Genomic DNA, 20,283 nt, shown 5'->3' with positions numbered 1-20,283 from the left:
ATGCAAGCGAAAGTCACCCGCGCAGTCCTTGGTGCCGTGATGGCCATCGGCCTCCAAGGGGCGCACGCCGCCACGGTCAATGGCGTGGCGATTCCGGACAGCGCCATCGCCCAGGCCGTGCAGGCAGCCGGGCTGCCGGATTCCCCGGCCGCGCGCGAGGCCATCAAGCAGCAGCTCATCGCGCGCGAGCTGTTCCGGCAGGAAGCCGCCAAGGACAAGGCGCTGGAGCAGCGGCCCGAGGTGCAGGCGTTGCTGCGCGAGGCACGCCAGCAGATCCTGACGCAAGCCTGGCTCAAGGACCACATCAAGCCCGCGCCGGTGACCGACGCCGAGGTGCGCGCGCGGTACGACGCCATCGTCGCCACGCTCGGCGACAAGGAATACAAGGCGCGCGTGATCGAGGTGGCGGACGATGCCGCCGCCAATGCCGTGCTGGGCCGGATCAAGGCCGGCGAGGATTTCGCGAGGATCGCGCAGGACGTGAGCCTGGCGCCGTCGAAGGCGGCTGGCGGCGCGATGGACTGGGTGAGTTTCAAGGTGCCGGCGCAGGAGGGCAAGACGCAGACGCTGCCGTTGCCGATTGCGCAGGCCTTGTCGATGCTGCCGCCGGGGGCCGTCAGCCCGTCGCCGGTGGTGGTCGGCGAGCGCCGCTACGTCGTCAAGGTCGATGCCGTGCGGCCCACGCAGGTGCCGTCCTTCGACACGGCGGCGCCTGGCATCCGGCAGGCCCTGCAGGCGCAGGCGCTGGAACGCGCCACGGTGGCGCTCGTGACCGGCCTGCTGGCGAAGGCAAGGATTACCCAGTAACGACGGCGCCGGGCGCCCGAGCGCTCGTTCTCCCCTTCCTGTCTTCAACGGCATGCCCGCAGGGCACGCCGGTTGACGACCTCCGACTGAAGCACGCTGTTCAGCCATTCCATGCATCGCGACCGCCCGGCCACGCTGTACCCCGTTCCCTTGTCCAACGCTTCCGCCACCGACGTCTCGCTGGCCGACCGCGGCCGTCGCAGCCTCGTCGCCCGCACCTTGTCGACGTTGCTCGCCATCACGATGTGGGTGGGCCCGATGTCGATCACGCTGCAGCAGTCCAGGCAGGCGGCCGGGGTCATTGCGGCGGGCGTTACGCCGGTCGACGGCCTGGCGACCCATGTGGGCGCGGTGCGGCAGGGGCTGCTCAGTTGGGCGATGGCCCGCCTGCCCGTCGTGGTGAGCTTCGGCCCCGCCGAGGCCGCCGCGGCACCCGTGGTCGACCCCAACGCGCCGATCCGGTTTACGCCGGCAATCACGGCAACGACGGGCCCCGGTGCGCCGGCCGGCGGCGTGCCGGTCGTGGGGATTACCACGCCGAACGCACAGGGCGTCTCGCTGAACCAGTACCGGTCCTTTGTCGTCGACCCCATCGGGCTGATCCTGAACAACAGCGTCACCGGCGGCGGCGCCTTCCTGGGCGGACAGGTGGCCGGCAACGCCAATCTCGCGGCGTCGGGCCCCGCGCGGCTGATCGTCAACCAGGTCACCAGCAGTGCGCCGGCGCAGATCAACGGCATGGTCGAGGTCTTCGGCGCGCAGGCCGGCGTGGTGATTGCCGCGCCCGGCGGCATCCACACGAATGGCGCGGGCTTTACCAATACTTCGCAGGTCACGCTGACGACGGGCACGCCGCAGTGGTTGTCGGCTTCGGGGGCGTCCACGAGCTTCGATGTCGCGGCGACGGCGGGCTTTCTGGTGGAAGGCGGCCGCATCCAGATCGGCAACCCCACGCCGGGCGCGCCGAGCACGGGCATCGAGGGTAGCGTCGGCAGCATCAGCCTGATCGCGGAATCGATCGGTGTCGACGCCGCGATCAACGCCGGGCGACAGATCAACCTGATCGCTGGCCGGCAACTGGTCAGGCCCGATGGCGACGGGTTGGCGACGAGCCCGGCTGGCGCCAACACCGCTGCGGTCAATACCACGGCGGCCAACGGGCTGGCCATCGACGCCACCGCATTCGGCGCGATGAATGCCGGGCAGATCCACATTGTCAGCACCGCCGCTGGGGTGGGCGTGCGCGCGGACGGCAATCTGGCCGCGTCGGCTGGTGGCCTGACAATCGACGCCGCTGGGAACCTGAGGATCGGCAGCAGCTATGCCAAGCAAGAGGTTGCGCTGAAGGCGGGCGGCGCGCTGGAGGCCGCCGGCAATGGCATCGGCGAGGCGGGTTACACGGTCAATGCCCAGGGCGACGTGGCGCTGGGCGGCACGCTGGAATCGGGGCGCGGCTTGACGGTGACGTCTGCGGAAGGCGCGATCCAGGGCGCCGGCGGCGTCAGGGCGCAGCAGGCGGTGGCGCTGGACGCCGCAACCCATGTCGACGTCGGCGGCGCGGTCAGCGGTGCCACGATCGCCGTCAAGGCGGCGGGGCAGGGCGGCAGCGGCGATATCCGGCTCGGCGGCGACGTCACCTCGCCGGGGACCATCGCCCTGCAGGCCGCGCGCGACACGGTGATCGACGGCAGCGCGGTGTCGGCAGGCGACCTGAACCTTGCGTCCCAGCGCAACTTGACGATCCGGGGCGCGGCGGGCAGCACCACGGGCAACGTCTCGCTTGTCGGCGTGGATGGCAGCGTGACGACATCGGGCAACGTCGTGTCGCCCGGCACGCTCAGCGTGAAGGCCGGGACCGACGTCCAACTCGGTGGGCAGGTGGTGGCCGATGGCGCGCTTGACGTGACGGCGCAGAGCGGCAGCATCGCCACGAGCGGGCAGATCGGCAGCAATGCGGGCATGACGCTGCGGGCAGCGCGGGACGTGACGATCGGCGGCCAGGCGCAGAGCGCCGGCGATGCCGCCATCACGGCGACCCAAGGCAACGTCGCCGTCAACGGCGCGATGATCGCCAACGGCAACGCCACGGTTTCGGCGGGTGGCAATGCAGTGGTCTCGGGCAGCCTGTCGAGCGGCGGCAATGCGAACGTGACGGCTGCCACGGGGTCGGCCACGATCAGCGGCGCGCTGACGAGCCTGGGCAACGCCGGCGTTTCGGCGGCGCAGGACGCCACGTTGTCCGGCAGCACGATGACGGGCGGCAATCTTGGCGTTTCGGCGGGACGCACGCTCCAGGTGGGCGACCTGACGTGGGTTGGCAAGGACGCCACGCTGCGCGGCGGCGATGTGGCGATCGGCGCGCCAGCGGGCAAGCAGAACGCCATCAACGGCACGCTGGACGCCGCTGCCACGCGCGGCCTGACGATGACCGGCGACACCACCGCGACGAACATCACCCTGAGCGGCGCCACGGTGAACAATGCCGGCGGCACGGTTGCCGTACAGCGGTTGCAGGCGTCGGCAGGGTCGCTGACCAATGCGGGCACGCTGGCTGGCAGCACGGTGAAACTCGACGCCGCGAACCTGACCAACCGGGGCGTGCTGGGCGGGCAGACCGTCAACATCACCGTCGCCAATGCCTTCGACAACGCCGCCGGCCTGCTGTCCGGCGCGCAGAGCCTGACGGTGTCGACGGGCGCGCTCGCCAGCAATCAGGGCGGCACGATTTTCGCGGGCGACCTGAGCGGCCAGAATCCGCTGGCCGGCAATCTCGTGATGTCGGTGCTTGGCGGCGATGGCAGCTTCAACAACGTCGGCGGGCAGTTGCTGGCTGGCAATGACCTTACGTTGCACGCGTGGAACCAGGTGTTCGATCCGTCCGCGGCGGCCATGGGAAAGATCGATGCCAACGGTACGGTGACGCTCGGTGCGCTGGCGATCCACAACACCGGCACCTGGACCGTCCCCGGCGGAAGCGTCGTGCTCGATGCAAGACAGGGCATCAGCAATAGCGGCACCATCCAGAAAGCCGGCGATCTGTCGCTGGCGACCGGCGGGGCGCTGACCAACACGGGGCAGATCGTGGGCGGGGGCAACGTGTCGCTGTCGGCGGGCAACCTGACCAACACCGGCACGCTGCACGCCAACGCCGACCTGGCGCTGGATGGCAATGTCACGAACCGCGGGGTTGCCGAGGCCCTGGGCAACATCGCGATCACCGGCAGCCACTACGACAACACCGGCGCCAAGACGCAGGCCAACGGCAGCCTGAAGATCGACATCGACGGCACCGTCACCAATACGGGCGGGGTGCTCGGCGCCATCGGTGACCTGCATATTGCCGCGGGCGCCGTGGTCAACGACCGCGCGGGGCCCGTGGATGCGGGAAGCACGACGGGCAAGGTGAACAACGACGCGCTGCTGGCCTCGACGGTCATCGGCAGCTATGCGCCGTGGGTGTTCGGCAACACCTTCTGGCCCAGGCCCGGGGTGCCGGTCAATCTCACGCTCGGCGAGATTCGCAAGACGGCCGACGGCAAGGGCATCGCGCCCGAACTGGGCTGGCAGCCGTACTCATCAGGTGGCGACGCCGGCATCACCTACCTGCAGATGTGGCAGCTCGTCGACGTGACCAGCCGGTACCCGGTGAACGGCGCAGGCACGACGCTGGCGCTGCCGACCGTGGACCGTACGGTGGTCAAGCAGACCGATGGGGCCGCCGGCCAGATCATCGCGGGCGGCAATCTCGACATCGCCGCGTCGACCCTGTCCAACAAGGGTGGCGTCATCGCGGCGGCGCGCGACGTCACGCTCGATGTCGGCAGCCTCGACAACGGCCGCTCGGCGACACTGGTGAATGGCGTGACAGACGCCGTCAACCAGGCGGAGTTTGCTGCGCTGCTGGCCAGCCTGAAGGACCTGGCCCAGAACGTGCCCAACAGTCAGCTCCGCAACGAGAACAACAAGCTGCTGTTCGGCACCATCCCGCCGCCCTGTATGGCCGACAGCTGCGGTGCGGCGCCGATCACCGCGGCACCGGTGAACGTCGGGCTGGACAGCAACAATGCGGCAGTGGCGGCGCCCACGCAGTCGTCGACCACTTACCAGCTCGGCAAGGCCGGGCAGATCACCTCGGGCGGCAACCTGGCGCTGAACGGCACCGGCGATCTGACCAACGCTGGCGATATCGCGGCGGCCGGCAATATCCGGATCACCACGCCGGGCACGTTCACCAACCAGGGCGTGCACGAGGTCAACGTCAGCACGGTGCAGGGCTGCGTGCCCGGTGCAGACTGTCCGGACGACAGCAGTCCCACGGTGCAGTCGGTGGTGTGGAAGCAGACGCCCAGCACGGTGGCTGCCGGCAACGCCCTCACGATCAACGCCGGCGGTGTGCAGAACCTCAGCGCGACGCTGGCGGCGCAGGGCAGGGTGGATATCACGGCGGGTGGCACGGTAACCAACCGGGCGGGCGCCATCCAGTCCGTCGCCGGGGACGTGGCGATCACGGCCGCGTCGCTCGTCAATACGTCGCTGGACCCGGTGCAACTGCACAAGAGCTACGGCGGCCAGAATCCGCCCTATGCCGGCGGCTGCAATCCGGGTGGCACCTATGGCAACAGCCAGTGCGCGGCCAAGGAGGATGCGGCGACGGGCCCAGCCGGCGTCATCAGCGGGGCGCGCGACGTCACCATCGAGACGGAATCGCTGGACAACCACGGCGCATTGATCAGCGGCGGCCGGGACGTCAGCGTCCGCGCCAGCGGCGGCGTGGACAATACGGCCATCACACTGAACGCCGACTGGATCGGCCGCTGGCAGGAAGACCGCAGCGGCGGCGACCGCTGGCACGACACCGGCGGCCGCGCGGCCATCGGCAACATCGCGTCGGGCATCCGGGCGGGCAACACGCTGTCGGTCAGCGCAGGCGGGCAGATCGTCAACACCGGCAACCTGATGGGGGCTGTTGTGGATCTGACCGGCGCCTCGATGGTCAACGGCATCATCAGCCCGGACCAGCCGACGCCTGGCAACGCCGCGCCACGCCAGGTGATTCCGCTCGGGCCCACGCCCGTGCCAGCTGGATCGCTGCCGGCCACGACCCCGGCCGCCGACCCGACCGAACCGTGGCAGTTCACCCCGGTGATCGTCGCCACGCCGGGCGCGCCGACGACCGGCTCCACCCCGACGGTGGACTGGCATTTCAGCGCCAGGCCGGACGGCACACCAATTTCGACGCCAACCGGCCAGGATGATCGCGCCCGGTACGTCAGCCCGAACCCGGCGACGGGCGTCCTGGCGGGCGTGACGCCGGACAGCCTGATCGGGCAGCTCCCGCCGGCACTGCGTCCGGGCAACGTGACGTTCTACTTCGACCCATACACCGAAGGCCAGAAGCTGCAGCAGGCTGCGCTGGCCCAGACCGGGCAGGACAGCTTCATCAATGGCCTGGCGTGGGACAGCCAGAACAACCTGTCGGTCGCGGACCAGGAAAAGCTGGCGCTCTACAAGAACGCGGCGGACTACGCGAAGGCGCACCACATCGCGCTGGGCACGGCCCTGAGCGATGACCAGGTGAAGGCGCTGGACGCGCCGATGCTCTGGTACGTGGAACAGGCCGTGCCGGATCCGCGGTGCACGGCGGCGAGCACGATCTGTCCGCCGGTCAAGGCGCTGGTACCGCAGGTGTACCTGCCGGAAGGCTACGCCCAGGCCCTGGCGGCACCCACGGGCGGCACCATCAGCGGCGAGACCATCAGGCTGACGGTCGACGGCCAGCTACGCAACAGCGGACAGGTCATTGCCACCGACACGCTGGCGGTCAAGGCCGGAAGCCTGGACCTGAGCCCGAACGTGGTGTCGATCGGCACCAATGCCTACAAGGCACAGGGCGGCTGGAACGTTGTTACCGGCACCGTGGTGCAACCGGGCGGCTTCCTGTCGGCGATGCATATGGAGATCGAGGCGGACAGCATCCGCGCGATCAACGACGCGTTCCGCATCACGCGCCCGGACGGGTCGGTGGACGAGGAAGCCAGCGCGGCACTGGTGGCCCAGCTCAAGGAAAGCCTGGGCCTGGACTACATCGAAGGCACGGTGGCCGACGACATCCACACGCGGTTCATCAAGGAAAAGAAGGGCTTCGGCGTCATCGGCCAGATCGTGGCGATGGTGGCGGCGGTGGCGATCTCGATTGTCACGGCGGGTGCGGGGGCTGCCCTGATGGGAGTGGCCGTGGCACAGATGACGGCGATGCAGGCAGCGGCCGTGGCCATGGTGTCGGGCACGTTGTCCAGCATGGTGAGCCAGGTAATTACCACCGGTTCGCTGAACATCGGCGCTGCGTTGAAGGCCGGTGCGATCTCCGGCCTGACGGCTGAACTGACGCATGGCGCGCTAGGCGCGCTGGGGCTCGACAAGGCTGGCATCGGCAGCATTGGCGACAACATCGCGCAGGGAAACTGGACCCAGGCGGCAGGGCAGCTGGGCAGCTATGCCCAGGCAAGCGTTGTCCGCTCGGCGATCAGCGCCGGGATTACGACGGTCGCATACGGCGGCAGCTTCGGGCAAGCATTTGCGGGCGGACTGGTGAGGGACGCCGCAGCGCTCGCGGCGAACGCGGCCGGGGTGAAGTTACCGGGGATCGGGTCGGAGGGGGCGACGACGAACAGCATCATCGCCAACGCGGCAGCCCACGCGTTGATCGGCTGCGCGGCGCAGGGGCTGACGGGTGGGGATTGTGCGGGTGGTGCGGTTGGTGGGGCGGCCAGTGCCATTGCGGCGCCGCTGATTCGCGATGGGCTGTATGACGGGAAGCAGACCATCATCGACAACGGTGATGGCACGCAGACGGTCAGGTATGGAAACATCGGCTACAACGCTACGACCATCGCGTTGGCGACACTCATCGGTGGCTCTGCTGGCGCGTTGCTCGGGACGAACGCCACTGCGGCGGCGCTGGCGGCGCAGAACGAGGCGCTGAATAACTCGCTGAGCGTGAAGATCGTGCCACGGCCGGTCCCGACCCCCTTTGGTGTGGTGATGATGCCGATGCCGGTGGTGACCGATGACCCCATCGGCACACCGAACAACGGGCCGCAGAAATCCGATCCGCTCACAAATCCGCTGGAAGAGCAGAACAGCAAGGGCAATGCAATTGCGACGCCGAACAATGGACCGCAGGGTTCGACGTTGACAGGCACGCCCGCAGGCGGTCCGCAGGGGCCAACGATTCTGGGCAATCCGGGGTGTATGCTGGCGCCGGCGCTCTGCGCGGGCCTGACGGCAATTGCGCAGATCCAGAATGGTGTAGGTCCCGGGGCGGGATCGGATAGCAACTCTCAGCCAGGGTTGGATTGGTCGATTGTCAGCAAGACTGGCGAATCGCGCCCCGATCACATCGTTGCTCAGCATGGCGACCTTAATTTGAACAAGCCAAACCAGGGCGTGTTCTATGGCGATCCGGTTTCGACAGTGAATGACGCATGGAATATTGCTCGGCAGGCTGGTATCCAACCGGTGACCAGCGGCAGCACCGACATTTATGTGGTGCCTCGCCAGAATTCCGGATACGCAGGTGGTTACACTGGGCAGCGCCAGAACTTAGACGCCGTCACCATTATCACGGTGCATGGAACGAACCAAATTATTACCGCATTCCCCGGAAACGGTCTTCCCCTGCCTAAATCAAAATAACTATGACCTATAGACACTATGCCGTTATCAACGAAACCTGCCCGATTTGTGGTCAGGGGCGAGTGCTTGTGGCATCCGAGGGAGACAAGGGCAGCCTCTTTGTTATGTGCGAGGACTGCGAGTCCGAATGGTGTGACCCGCAGGAATCGAACGATGCCGCCCTAGCTACAAGAAATATGCATCCCTTCTCTCGCTATCTTGAGCCCGGAGACTTGGTGGGACACGAGTGGTACGCCTCGGTACTCAATCGGTAGGCAAAAGCTACCGGTTTCGGCAGGTCTGAAGTTCGAAGGGTCTGCAGACGTGACCGAGTGAGGGACACTAAGAGCCTTCTTGCTGCGCAGCCAAATCGGATTGAACGGCCAAAAACCACGTCTGGGCAAATACTTGGGAAGCGCACCCGCGTTGGAGCATTCGATGCTCGCAAAGCCAAGCCGCGTCTAGGGTTGCGGGTCGTTGCCAACGTGGGCCGCGTCGGATGCTGGATATGGGGCGGTTGGTGGGGCGGCATCGGCTATTGCGGCGCCGTTGATTCGGGATGGGATCTACGCCGACAGTCCGGTGGTGAATTACAGCGATGACCCGGTGCGACAGGCGGTAACGGTGGGCCTGGCGACGCTGATCGGCGGGGCGACCGGCGCGCTGCTCGGCCGCGATGCCATTGAGACTGGAAATTCCAGTTCTGGTCTACAGCACATCCTAAAGCGACATGCCGGCGATTTTCGACAACAAGGGTATTGCAGCTGCAGATATTCCCTCTGTCGTGATGCAAGCTGTTACACAAGGGAAAATCGTTGGAACAAACGGTTCCGCCCCGGTCTACGAGATTGCATATCGCGGTAGGCCGCAGTACATTTCCGTCGGGATTGGTTCAAACGGGTACATCGTGCGAGCGAACCCTGTGAGTACGTGGAAGCCCATTAAATGAAGACTATTCGTTTCGGTGCCGTCTATGGTGCCCCTCCGATCTTCTGTGCTGACGTTGATCAAATGGGTTACGTGGAGCCGGAGTCGCTACCGTTGAGCGAATCGCTACTTGCCGATCTAGGAGTTTGGGACCATGAGTATCAGGTAACTTTCCGGGAGGACTATCCTCCTGACTCGCAATTTCCTTCGGATAAGGATCGGATTCACCATAATCAGCGCGGACTAGAGCTTAGCCGGCGGCTTGGAGAGGAACTGGGTCCAGATACCCTCGTCGAGTTCCGCCCGCTGAAGGATTAGGCTGAAACCTCTGCAGTGCATTGGTCGGCGCGGCGCGGATCTGCCAAGGGAGAAAACTGCGCTTAAGGGGCGATTGGTGGGGCAGCGAGTGCGATTGCGGCGCCGTTGATTCGGGACCAAGTCTATGCTGACAGTCCGGTGCTGAACTACCGCGATGAACGGATGCGTCAGGCGCTTACGGTCGGCCTTGCAACGCTGATCGGTACGTCGGCCGGTGCCCTGTTCGGTACGGACGCCGCTTCCGCTGCGCTTGCAGCGCAGAACGAGTCGCTGAACAATGCGACCAGTGGTACGAAGAAGCCGCCCATACCGGACGACGTGCGCAAGATGATGGAGGCTGAACGACGCGCGCTGGGTCAGGTTGGCAATAAGCCGGGGATGGCCAATGCCGTGCCGCCGGTGGTGGGGCCGAGTCCGTTGGTGCTTGGTGGGGCCAAAGCCGGAAGCGGCAATATCGATAGCATTCTGATGCCGGGGGACAGCCAACCGGGTACGTCAATCCTGGCGCGGGCCCCGGTATCAGAACGGTTACAACGGATTAATTCAATCAACTGCAGTTGCAATTGCTGAATGGAGCTACTCCGGTCAATACGCCAGCGGGATATGCTGGTTCTTGGTACCAGAGGCCTGATGACTCTGTCTTCGGCATTAGAACTAGTACCGGTAGTGGTACAACCATTGACGTGGTCAAGAGTACCGATCCTGCTCTGCCACCTGGATTTAAGGTTCACCCGAAATGACATTTGATCTTCAAGCCAGGGACAACTTCTCCGGTCTGACTGTCGCGGAGTACATAGAGACGGTTCCGGGTGAGTTGCCGATAGACGCTGTCGGGCTGTGGCAAATTGTTCAGACCGGACGATATGGCTATGAGCTGGTAGATGTTGATTTGACAGAATTTGTCAGAAGATGTGTGTTCTCCTTGTTGGTGAGCGGTGCAAAGCCAGTTGTGGGTGGCGGGGGAACCGAGTACGACTGGATTCTGGAACCCAAATATGGCGTTGATATCAAGGAGGTCGCAGATGCGGTGGTACAGGAATGGCTTTCTACTGGTGCAGGCGACACAGACCCAGGTGGCTTGTGGTTTGCCTCACCTTCACCGTATGTTGGAAAGCGCAAATAGTGCGTACGTCTTGAGGGCCCACGGGGGCGTGCACCAGCGCGTGACTCTCCCGTACCGAGGCACGGCGGGCCAGCACACCCCAAAACTGGTCGAGTTTTTTCGCAGTAAGCATCGGGAGCCATTGGCGGGGCGGCCAGTGCGATAGCGGCGCCGTTGATTCGGGATGGGATCTACGCCGATAGCCCGGTGCCGAACTACAGTGATGACCCGGTGCGTCAGGCGGTGACGGTTGGCCTGGCGACGCTCATTGGTGGGGCTACCGGGCAGTTGCTGGGGGCGAATGCCACTGCGGCGGCGCTGGCCGCGCAGAACGAGGCGCTAAATAATGCGACCTCGCGCGGTCCAGCGCGAGGCATTGCTGCACGGGAAAATGCGAGGTTGATGACCGAGTGCGGCACGGAGTGCACGCAGGAAGACTTCGTCAACATTGCGTGAATGTAGGAGGATGGGAGTTGAAGTTTGCCCTGCCGCGACAGCCCGGGCAAATGCCAGCCCTTATCCATGCACTTCCCACAGGAGAGTAGTACAAGCCATGGTTATCAATATTGAAAAGCCCTTGCGATTGTGCCTTGACGTTGTCGAGACGGATGAACATGTTCCGTCAATGAGGATGCAGATCGCTGTTGATGTGCAGCAGTTCGGACATAAGCTGGCGTATAGGGGTAATGCATGGTTCGACTGCGCAACGTGGGATACGTTTGTTCAGGGGCTAGCCGGACCTGATACAACGAAGGTCTCTCTTGTTGATATGGGTGATCACTTCACGTTGACGCTCGGCGTGGTGAGCGGGTGCTTGGAGCTAGCGTGGGAAATGAAGAAGCGTGATACCTCTGGAGCCATTACTACTGCCACGTTCCGTTCTCCGATTGATGCCGATACGTTTGCCCATGTAACGCTTCAGTTCAAAGAGTTCGAACGCTGGTGGTAGTTGTTATTAGTGGCGCGGACATGACGAACCCGGCTTCGGCCGGGTTCGTCGTTTCTGTGGCGCTGCTTACGGCTCTAGAGGTGAGTCGGATACCGTTTGCACGTCATCGACGACGACGTGCTCGCCCTGCAGGTCGAAGCGCACGACCCCGAAGGCTGCCATGGCGCGATCCCGCAAGAGCACCACTTTCACACCGGATCTAACCATTTATCTGCACGCTCCAGATCACGACCGAGTATCACCGCCAGAAACCTGATCATGCCGTCCCGATAGGAGAACTCGACTTCAAAGCTACCATCATCGTGGTCTTTGGTAACGTACCCGATATCCCCAAAGCGAACGCCCGGCGTGCGGTCATCCGGACCGATATATCGCACATGATTGAAAGTTGCAATTGTCATTGGCGTCCCCTTTGAAAACCAGCGAGATGTTGACCAGGGGGCCGGCTGGGACCCCCAAACCCTACCTGCGTGACACTACATTTTTGGGGGCTTCAGAGATTTGATGCCAGACAATCCCCGACTACTCGGGCAGACCGACGTCGCGGAGAGCGGTTGGTAGCGGGAGACCACAGGGCACCACCGTCGCCGCGGTACAACGGCCTGCCCCCTGGAAGCGGCGTGGCTGCGCGGGGGTCCGCGCCCAGATGCCGGTTGACAATGCACTGCAACTGAAGATCACCCCATACCTTCGGCTCCCATCCCCTTACAAATGAGAATGCTTCTCATGTAGAATTATGCCCGACCGGCACAGATCACAAAGAGATGCCAGTCAACCGCAGGGTCGATGGACGGGTTTGTTGGGGAAGGGTGAACAGTCATGCGTGTGCTGATCGTCGAGGACGATTCGCGGGTGAGGCAATGGTTGGGGTCCAAGCTGCAGCAGAATGGCCATGATTGCCGGCTGACCGATACGGGCGAGCACGCGCTCGAACTGATCCGGGGCGAGGCGTTCGATGCCGTGTTGCTGGACCGCATGCTGCCCGGAATCGATGGCATCGGCGTGCTGCGTGCGCTGGCCGATCATCCGCATCCGCCCGTCATGGTGCTCTCCGCCGTGGATCAGCCCAGCGACCGCGTAGAAGGGCTGCGGGCCGGTGCCGGGGACTATCTGGGCAAGCCGTTCGATTTCACCGAGTTGCTACTTCGGCTGGAAGGGCTGGCCAAATGGCGTGCGGCGCTCGCTGACGCCGACTGGGTGACCCGGCTGGAAGACCTCTGCATCGACTGGCGCGAGCGCCGCGTCTCGCGCGGCGGCCAGGTCATCGATCTCACCGAAAAGGAATTTGCGTTGCTGCAGGTGCTGGCCGCCCATATCGGCCGGACGGTCACGCGCGCGATGCTGCTGGAGAAGGTCTGGGGTTACCAGTTCGATCCGCAGACGAATCTGATCGACGTCCACGTCTCGAAACTGCGCAGCAAGATCGACCGGAATTTCCCGCGCTCGCTGCTGCGCACCGTGCGCGCAGTGGGCTATGTCCTGGGCTGAGGGCGCCGCCCACCTGCTGGAGACGCGCACGTTCCGGCATGCCTCCGTGGTGGCGTTCCTGTTCCTGCTGGTGGCCATCGGCTCGGTCCTGCTGAGCGCGCATCAGATCGATGTGCTGCTGCACGGCCACGTGCGCGACATGGTGCTGGCCGACGTCCGCGCGCAGGAGCGCGGCCAGCATCTTGCCGATGCCCGGCGGCTGGCCGTGGCGCTGGCGCGCGACGAGGGCCGAGAGCGCGAGGGCAGCCGGTCGCTCGTGCTGTCCCCCGCGGGCGGGCTGCTGTTCGGCGACGCGCGCGTCCATGCCGCGCTGCGATGCGCGCCGCCGTGCGCGCTGGCCTGGCGCAATGTCACGGTCAGCAACCCCAATGCCGGAGAGGCGCGGCTGTTCGGCGTGCTGGTGCCGCTGGCCGACGGCGGCGTGTTTTTCAGCGGCTACGACATCCTGCCGATGCAGGAGCGGCTGCGCGTGATTCCGCTGGTGGCCGGCGCCGGCCTGTTCGCGGTGTTGCTGACGAGCCTGGCGATCGGCCTGCACGCCAGCGTGCAGAGCATGCGCCGCGTCGACCGCATCCGCAATGCGCTGCGCCGCTACGTGACCGGCGAGCGCGACGCCACGGTGCCGTGCCGCCGCAATGGCGACGAGATCGACCTGCTGGCGCAGGACATCAACCACGTGCTCGACCGCGTGAACCGGCTGATGGAAGAGGTCAAGAGCGTCAGCAGCCATCTGGCCCACGAACTCCGCACGCCGCTCACGCGAATGCATAACCGGTTGGCCAACCTAGCGGAGCGTGTGGACGACCCCATGCGCGACGACGTGCTCGGCGCGCTGGAAGAGGGCGAGCGCATCCAGCGGATGGTCCGCGCGGTGCTGCGCATCGGCGAAGTGGAGGCCGGCCGCTGCGCGCATGCCTTCGAATGGTTCGACGCCCGCACGCTGCTCGACGACCTGGCCGAGTACTACGCGCCGCTGGTGTCGATGTCCAACCTCGCCCTGCGGATCGACGCCGAGCCGGGCCGCGCGCTCTACGGCGACCGCGCGCTGCTGTTCCAGGCCCTGTCCAACCTTGTCGAAAACGCGATCAAGTACGCCCCCGACGGCAAGACGCTGCTGTTGCTGGCGCGGCGCCGGGGCGATGCACTGGCGCTGGGCGTTGCCGACCACGGGCCCGGCATTCCGGCGGACCTGCGCGGGCAGGCCGTCGAGCGGTTCCGGCGTCTGGGCGGCGCGTCGCAGTCGGGCAGCGGGTTGGGACTGGCGCTGGTCAACGCCATCGCGCGGCTCCATGGCGCCCAGTTGGTCCTGGAAGAAAACCGCCCCGGCGGCCTGCTGGCGGCGCTGGTGCTGGACCGCCGGCACTGGAGCGACCGCGCCAGTCTCAAGGGCGCGATGAAGACGTAGCAGTCGGCTTGCCAGCCGCCAAGCCCTGCCGATTTTCCTAACCGCGCTGCATGTCCGACGGCCGCGGCTGCGGGTCTTCCACCAGCCGCTGGTACTGGTAGCGGAACGCGTTGCCGCCCACGCCCAGCAGGCGCGGCAGCGGCGTCAGGAAGTCGCGCCGGATCTCCACGGTCACGCGCCAGACCGGCGCGGCGGGGCGGGTGTTCGCCGGGGCGGCGCCAATCGTATCGAGCGACGCGAAGCGCTCTACCGCCACCGTCGGAATGTCGCCGTCGTCGAGATACTGGTGCGACGCCGCCGCCATCCGCGTGCGCAGTTGGCGGGCCACCACGGCGGGCGCCGGCGGCGCGGCGGCGTCCACGTGGAACCGCTCCAGCGCGCGATCCAGCGCCACGCGCCCGACGGCGATGGTCAGGCCGATATGGCCGAGTTCGGCGAACATCATGGCGCCGGCGACGATCACCGGCAGCGCCAGCGCGGCCGGCTTGAGCGCCCCCAGCGCGTGCAGGACGGTTGGCAGGCGGGGCGTCATGACAAGTCTCTGAAGGAGCGCCGCCGTCAGCCGAACACGACGAACGGCACGCCCGCGTGCACCGGCGACGCCATCACCGTGGCCGGCAGGCCGTAGACGTGGGCCAGGTTCGCCGCCGTCAGCACCTCGGCCGGCGTGCCACAGGCGGCCGCATGGCCGTCGGCCAGCAGCAGCAAGCGGTCGCACCAGCGCGCGGCCAGGTTCACGTCATGCAGCACGACCAGTGCGGCCAGCCCGTCGGACCGCGCGAGCGAGCGGACGCTGTCGAGCAGCCGCAACTGATGCCGGGGATCCAGGCTAGAAATCGGCTCGTCCAGCAGCAGCGCCCGATAGCTGTCGGCTGGCTTGCACGCCAGCACCTGCACCAACGTGCGCGCAAACTGCACGCGCTGTTGCTCGCCGCCGGACAGGCTCTGGTAGTCGCGGCGCGCCAGATGCGAGACATCGGCCAGCGCCAGCGCGCGCGCCATCAAACCGTCCAGCCCAGGCCGATCGAGTTCCGGGAACGGGTAGCCGCCCATGGCCACCACCTCGGTCACGTCCAGATCGAAATGCAGTCCCGGCGACTGCGGCAGCACGGCGCGGGTGCGGGCCAGCGCATCGGCCCGCCAGTCCGCCAGCGGACGGCCGTTCAGCGTGAGCATGTCGGCCGGATGCCCCGGCGCGGCAATCTCGCCGGCCAGCATCCCGAGCAGCGTGCTCTTGCCGGCGCCGTTCGCGCCCAGCACGCCCAGCACTTCGCCGGGCGGCAAGCGCAGGTCGATGCCGGACAGCACCTGGCGGCGCCCCCGGTGGCCCTGCAGATTCCGGGCGACTAGCATCAGCGGGCCCTCCGCGTCAGCATCCAGAGCAGGAACGGCCCGCCCACCAGGCTCGTCACGATGCCGATTGGCAGCTCGGCGGGCACCACCACCATGCGTGCCAGCCAGTCGGCAAGCGTCATGGCGATGGCGCCGCCGGCCAGCGTGTTCGGCAGCAGCCAGCGATGGTCGGCGCCAAGCGGCATGCGCACCAGATGCGGCACGACCAGCCCGACGAACGATATCGTCCCGGTCACCGCGACGATGGGGCCCACCAGCAGCGCGGTCAGCACGATCAGCCGGCGCCGCAGCCGCTTCAGGTCGAAGCCCAGGTGCTGGGCCTCGCGCTCGCCCAGCAGCAGCGCGTTCATCGCCCGCCAGTCACGCAGCAGCAGCGCGCTCAGCGCCGCCACCAGCGGCACCAGCCACGCCAGCATTGGCCACGTGGCGCCCGCCAGGCTGCCCATGTTCCAGAACGTCAGGTTGCGCAGTTGCACGTCGCTGGCCTGATACGTAAAGAAGCCGACGATGGCCGCGCAGATCGCGTTGATGGCGATGCCGGCCAGCAGCAGGTTGGCCATGCCGGCGCGGCGCGAGCCAAGCCGGTAGGCCAGCATCGTCGCCGCCAGGCTGCCGGCGAACGCGGCCGGCGCGACCCCGGACAAGCCGTCGGCGCCAAGCACGATGGCCGCCACCGCGCCCGACGCGCCGCCCAGCGAAATCCCGATCAGCCCCGGTTCGGCCAGCGGATTGCGAAACAGCGCCTGCATCACGGCGCCGGACAGCGCCAGCGCGGCGCCCACGGTGACGGCCAGCACGATGCGCGGCAGCCGCACTTCGATCAGCACGTTGCGCCACATCGCGTCGTCGCCCTGGGCTGCGGGCGACCACAGTAGCGGCAGCAGCCGGTCATGCGGGATCGACAGCGCGCCGCTGGCCGCCGTGCCCAGCGCGGCCAGCACGACCATCCCGCACAGCGCGGTGAAGATGGCGGGTCGATGCCGGCGCATCAGCGGCCCGCCGGCTGCGGCGCTGCCAGCCCGGCCTGCAGCAGGCGCAGGGCCTCGGGCAGGCGCGGGCCAAAGCCCAGCAGCAACAGGTCGTCCATCACGACGATGCGGCGCTGGCGCGCGGCCGGCGTGGCGTTCAGGCCGGGCTGCGCCAGGAACGCCTCGGGGCCGCCGCTCGCACTGACAGACATCGCCGTGGTCACGATCACGTCCGGCTTCAGCGCCGCGGCGGCCTCGGCCGAGAACGGCTTGAAGCCGGTCTGGTTGGCCAGCACGTTGGTGCCGCCGGCCAGCATCAGCATCGCGTGGCCCGGCGTGTCCTGGCCCATGCCCTGCATCCTGCCGGTATGGCTGCTGACGATCAGCACGCGCACCGGCTGCGCGGCCGGGCGGATGTCGCGCAGTTCGGCGTGCAGCCGGTCGACCAGCGCGCGGCCCCGCTCCGGTATCTCCAGCGCCGTGGCGGTGCCAAGGATGCGCTGGTCCAGCGCCGCCAGCGTGGACGCCGACGGCAGCGTCACGATCCGCGTGCCGAGCCTGCGGATCTGCTCCAGCGCCTGCGGCGGGCCGGCGTGGTCGGCGGCCAGCACAAGGTCCGGCTTGAGGCTGGCCAGCCCTTCGACCGATACCGACCGGTAGTAGCCAACCTTGGGCAGCTTCAGCGCCGCCGGCGGGTAGATGCTCGACGCATCGGCGCCCACCAGCGACGCCTGCGCGTCCAGCGCGTACACGATCTCGGTCACCGCGCCGCCCAGCCCGACCACACGGGCGGGCGGCGCGGCCTGGGCCAGCCCCGCCGCGCACAGCAGGGACATCAGCGCGGGGCGCAGCAGTGTCATGGTGCAGTGGAACATGGTTCAGGCGGCCAGCGCGACCGGGCACAGCGATTGCAGCAGCGCGCGCCAGGCCGGCAGTTCCGGCTGGCCTGGCTTGCGCTCGCCGAAGAACTGCACCACCAGCCCGCCGTCCGCATCGAACAGTTCCAGCGACGTCACCCAGCCGTCGACGGTGGGCTTGTTGACGATCCAGCTCGACGCCACCGCGCCGGTGTTCAGGTGCAGGTTGAAGGCGGGATCCAGCACGTTGAACCACGGGCCGGTGCGCACCAGCTTGTGCACCCGGCCGCTGTGGATCTGCACGATGCCCCGGTTGGCCACGAAGCACATGATCGGCAGGCCCGCCTCGGCGGCCCGGCCCAGCATGGTCTCCACGGCGATGTTGTCCACCTGCTGGGCCAGGTCGTCGCCCGCCGCGCGCAGGGCGCCCAGGCGCGACACCTTGAACTGGCGCAGCATCGCAAAGAAGTCGTGCGTGTCCTGCAGCCCGCGCCAGTGGGTGCGCAGCGCGGCCGGGTCGGCCGGGGCAGCCGCCTCGGCGACGGCCGCGATCGGCTCCACCGTCACCGGCGCCAGCGCGTCCAGCGCGTGACGGTCGACGTATGCCTGCCATGCTTCGGCGTCGGTCGCGTCGGTGCGGTAGACCTTGTGCACGGCATCGCCGGCCTTGTCGAAGAACTGCAGGCTGTCGCGGCCGTTCTCGGTCACGGCGTAGAAATACCGCCAGCTACCGAAGAACAGGCGCAGGTCGATGTCCGGCCCGAGCACCAGGCCGACGGGGCCGTCGGCTTCGATGCCCTGGTACTGGCCGTGCCGCTCGTGCACGGCATGGTCGTTGCGCGACAGCGCCATGACCGGCCCCAGCGTGCCAAGGTCGCGGACCAGTTGCTGCGGCGTGCCGCCAAGCTGCCGGGCCGTCACGCCGCACCCGGCGGCCACCAGTTCGGCTTCGGTGACGCCCAGTTGCCGGGCGCGATCCCGGATGCGGAGGTTCGGTTGGGCTGCCACCAGCGCCTGGTGGCGCTGGCGCAGCGTGTCGATGTGATGCGGTTCCATGTCCATCGTGTTGGTCGACGCGCCCGGTCAGGGCTGGATGTCGAAGTTGATCGTCCAGGTCTGCTGGCTGGTGTTCAGGGTCGGGTCCGCGTAGGCGATCTTGGTCAGATGGAAGCGCGCATACGTGGTGCCTTCGCCGCCGCGGATCAGGCCGCCCGCGTCGGCATTGGCGGCGATCACGTGCGCCACCGACGGCAGCCCGTTCGCGGCTGCAGCGGCGGCGGTCGGGAAGTACGTGAACCAGCCATAGTTCAGCGGGTTCGGGAAGTTGCCCGTGAAGGCCGGGTTCAGCACCGAAGCCGTCGCGTCCTTGACCCAGGCCGTCGCCGTGGCCGGTACGGCCAGCGTCGCGTCGGCCAGGTCGGCCAGGGTCGCGGTCAGGTTGTTCGTGTCGGTGAACCGGGCCGCCACCGGCTTGTTCGACGCATCGTAGAAACCGGCCGGGGTGCGCCCGACAAAGCCGGCCACCGTGCCCGTGCCCGATTCGCCGCCGTTCAGCTTGACGTTGTAGCGGTTGAACGCGATGTGCCACGTGCCGGTGGCGGTGGTCACGGCGCGGTTCACGAGGTCGTAGTAGACCCAGTCGGCCGATGCATTGACCTGGGCGGTGTGGACGGTGCCCGGCGCGTTGCGGTCGACGAAGCGGAAGCTCGGATAGCCGGACGTCGTGCCGCTGGCGCCGCCGTAGTAGCCCGTGACCTGCAGGGCGAACACCGTGGACGGCGTGGCGCCCGTGGCGTCGGCCACGGCGCTGTTGGTGGTGATGACGAAGGTGCGGAAGGTTGGGTACAGCGAGTGGTCGGTGGCCGCGCCGGTCACGCCGTACTCGAACACGGCCGAGCCGATGGCGTTGGCGCTGGAGAACACGCCGCTGGCCGAATCCTTCAGGAACACGGTGGCGGGCAGGGCGCCGCTGACCGGATCGGTCGTGGCGTTCTTCCAGGCCGACAGCGCGGTCCAGGTGTGGTCGAACGGGCTGCCGAACGCGCCGCCGTTGCCGGTGCCGCTGGTGCCGCTGTTGGTCCACAGCTTGGCCGTGCGGCCGCCGGTCTCGGTCTTGACCTTTAGGTCCCAGGCGGTGCCCGTGCAGGCCGTCTCGGCCTTGGTGTTGAAGTCGTAGCACAGCGACGCACCGGCCGCCGGCAGCTTGAAGCTCCACTCGGCCGTCTGCGTGAACGCCGATGTCGATGCCGGCGGCGTGGTCGTGCCGCCGCCGGTGTTGGTGCCGCCCGTGCTGGTGCCGCCGCCGGTGGCCGGCGTGGTGGTGGTGGCGCCGTCGTCGCCGCCACCGCCGCAGGCGGCAAGGGCCAGCGCCAGCGAGGCGATGCCGAGCGCGCGCAGCGCGCGGCGGTGCAATGCGAGAGTGTCGTTCATGATGA

At 67.2% G+C, this 20,283-nt stretch carries 16 protein-coding genes; 9 read left to right on the top strand and 7 right to left on the bottom strand.

The genetic code is table 11. The features are described from left to right. From QTN24_RS15255 to QTN24_RS15225, 7 genes are all read left to right on the top strand, one after another. Window positions 1-807, top strand: a complete 807-nt coding sequence (locus QTN24_RS15255) for a peptidyl-prolyl cis-trans isomerase (protein WP_313837964.1) — start codon at window positions 1-3, stop codon at window positions 805-807. A 111-nt stretch (window positions 808-918) separates the two neighbouring features. Next, window positions 919-8,502, top strand: a complete 7,584-nt coding sequence (locus QTN24_RS15250) for a filamentous hemagglutinin N-terminal domain-containing protein (RefSeq protein WP_313837962.1) — start codon at window positions 919-921, stop codon at window positions 8,500-8,502. Window positions 8,503-9,426: 924 nt separating this feature from the next. Continuing rightward, complete coding sequence (locus QTN24_RS15245) at window positions 9,427-9,726, top strand: hypothetical protein (RefSeq protein WP_313837960.1); 300 nt, start codon at window positions 9,427-9,429, stop codon at window positions 9,724-9,726. 138 nt (window positions 9,727-9,864) lie between these two features. After that, the gene (locus QTN24_RS15240) at window positions 9,865-10,296 is read left to right on the top strand and encodes a VENN motif pre-toxin domain-containing protein (RefSeq protein WP_313837958.1); all 432 of its coding nucleotides are present in this window, start codon (window positions 9,865-9,867) and stop codon (window positions 10,294-10,296) included. A gap of 166 nt (window positions 10,297-10,462) precedes the next feature. Beyond that, a complete protein-coding gene (locus QTN24_RS15235; protein ID WP_313837956.1) occupies window positions 10,463-10,849 on the top strand; it encodes a hypothetical protein in 387 nt (128 codons plus the stop codon). A gap of 186 nt (window positions 10,850-11,035) precedes the next feature. Beyond that, window positions 11,036-11,284: a hypothetical protein gene (locus QTN24_RS15230; RefSeq protein WP_313837954.1), complete on the top strand. Its 249-nt coding sequence runs from the start codon at window positions 11,036-11,038 to the stop codon at window positions 11,282-11,284. Between the two features lie 97 nt (window positions 11,285-11,381). Continuing rightward, on the top strand, window positions 11,382-11,777 hold the full coding sequence (locus QTN24_RS15225; protein ID WP_313837953.1) for a hypothetical protein: 396 nt from the start codon (window positions 11,382-11,384) through the stop codon (window positions 11,775-11,777). Between the two features lie 188 nt (window positions 11,778-11,965). On the opposite strand, the gene QTN24_RS15220 is transcribed toward QTN24_RS15225, so the two are convergent. Continuing rightward, window positions 11,966-12,178 carry a hypothetical protein gene (locus tag QTN24_RS15220; protein ID WP_124684615.1) on the bottom strand — a complete coding sequence of 71 codons (213 nt, stop codon included), beginning with the start codon at window positions 12,176-12,178 and terminating at the stop codon, window positions 11,966-11,968. Window positions 12,179-12,596: 418 nt separating this feature from the next. Here QTN24_RS15220 and QTN24_RS15215 point away from each other — a divergent pair, with 418 nt between their 5' ends. Both QTN24_RS15215 and QTN24_RS15210 read left to right on the top strand, forming a co-directional pair. Further along, window positions 12,597-13,265: a response regulator transcription factor gene (locus QTN24_RS15215; RefSeq protein WP_313837950.1), complete on the top strand. Its 669-nt coding sequence runs from the start codon at window positions 12,597-12,599 to the stop codon at window positions 13,263-13,265. Further along, on the top strand, window positions 13,252-14,670 hold the full coding sequence (locus QTN24_RS15210) for a HAMP domain-containing sensor histidine kinase (RefSeq protein ID WP_313837948.1): 1,419 nt from the start codon (window positions 13,252-13,254) through the stop codon (window positions 14,668-14,670). The genes QTN24_RS15215 and QTN24_RS15210 overlap by 14 nt, the downstream gene beginning before the upstream one ends. Window positions 14,671-14,707: 37 nt before the next feature. Here the strand turns inward: QTN24_RS15210 and QTN24_RS15205 are convergent, their stop codons facing one another. Genes QTN24_RS15205 through QTN24_RS15180 form a run of 6 tightly spaced genes read right to left on the bottom strand, consistent with a single transcriptional unit; the run spans window position 14,708 to window position 20,278 of the window. Next, window positions 14,708-15,202, bottom strand: coding sequence for a hypothetical protein (locus tag QTN24_RS15205; RefSeq protein WP_313837946.1), 495 nt, complete (start codon window positions 15,200-15,202; stop codon window positions 14,708-14,710). 26 nt (window positions 15,203-15,228) lie between these two features. Continuing rightward, complete coding sequence (locus QTN24_RS15200; protein WP_313837944.1) at window positions 15,229-16,023, bottom strand: heme ABC transporter ATP-binding protein; 795 nt, start codon at window positions 16,021-16,023, stop codon at window positions 15,229-15,231. Continuing rightward, a complete protein-coding gene (locus QTN24_RS15195) occupies window positions 16,023-17,012 on the bottom strand; it encodes an iron ABC transporter permease (RefSeq protein ID WP_313837942.1) in 990 nt (329 codons plus the stop codon). The genes QTN24_RS15200 and QTN24_RS15195 overlap by 1 nt, the downstream gene beginning before the upstream one ends. Further along, window positions 17,012-17,851 carry a hemin ABC transporter substrate-binding protein gene (locus QTN24_RS15190; protein WP_313837940.1) on the bottom strand — a complete coding sequence of 280 codons (840 nt, stop codon included), beginning with the start codon at window positions 17,849-17,851 and terminating at the stop codon, window positions 17,012-17,014. The genes QTN24_RS15195 and QTN24_RS15190 overlap by 1 nt, the downstream gene beginning before the upstream one ends. Before the next feature lie 18 nt (window positions 17,852-17,869). Next, a complete protein-coding gene (locus QTN24_RS15185) occupies window positions 17,870-18,910 on the bottom strand; it encodes a hemin-degrading factor (protein WP_409559034.1) in 1,041 nt (346 codons plus the stop codon). Between the two features lie 21 nt (window positions 18,911-18,931). Continuing rightward, window positions 18,932-20,278, bottom strand: coding sequence for an HmuY family protein (locus QTN24_RS15180; RefSeq protein ID WP_313837936.1), 1,347 nt, complete (start codon window positions 20,276-20,278; stop codon window positions 18,932-18,934). Between the last annotated feature and the right edge of the window lie 5 nt (window positions 20,279-20,283).

The organism is Cupriavidus sp. SZY C1, assembly GCF_032190535.1.
Taxonomy (GTDB): domain Bacteria; phylum Pseudomonadota; class Gammaproteobacteria; order Burkholderiales; family Burkholderiaceae; genus Cupriavidus; species Cupriavidus pauculus_C.
This window is presented reverse-complemented; position numbering and strand designations above follow the sequence as displayed.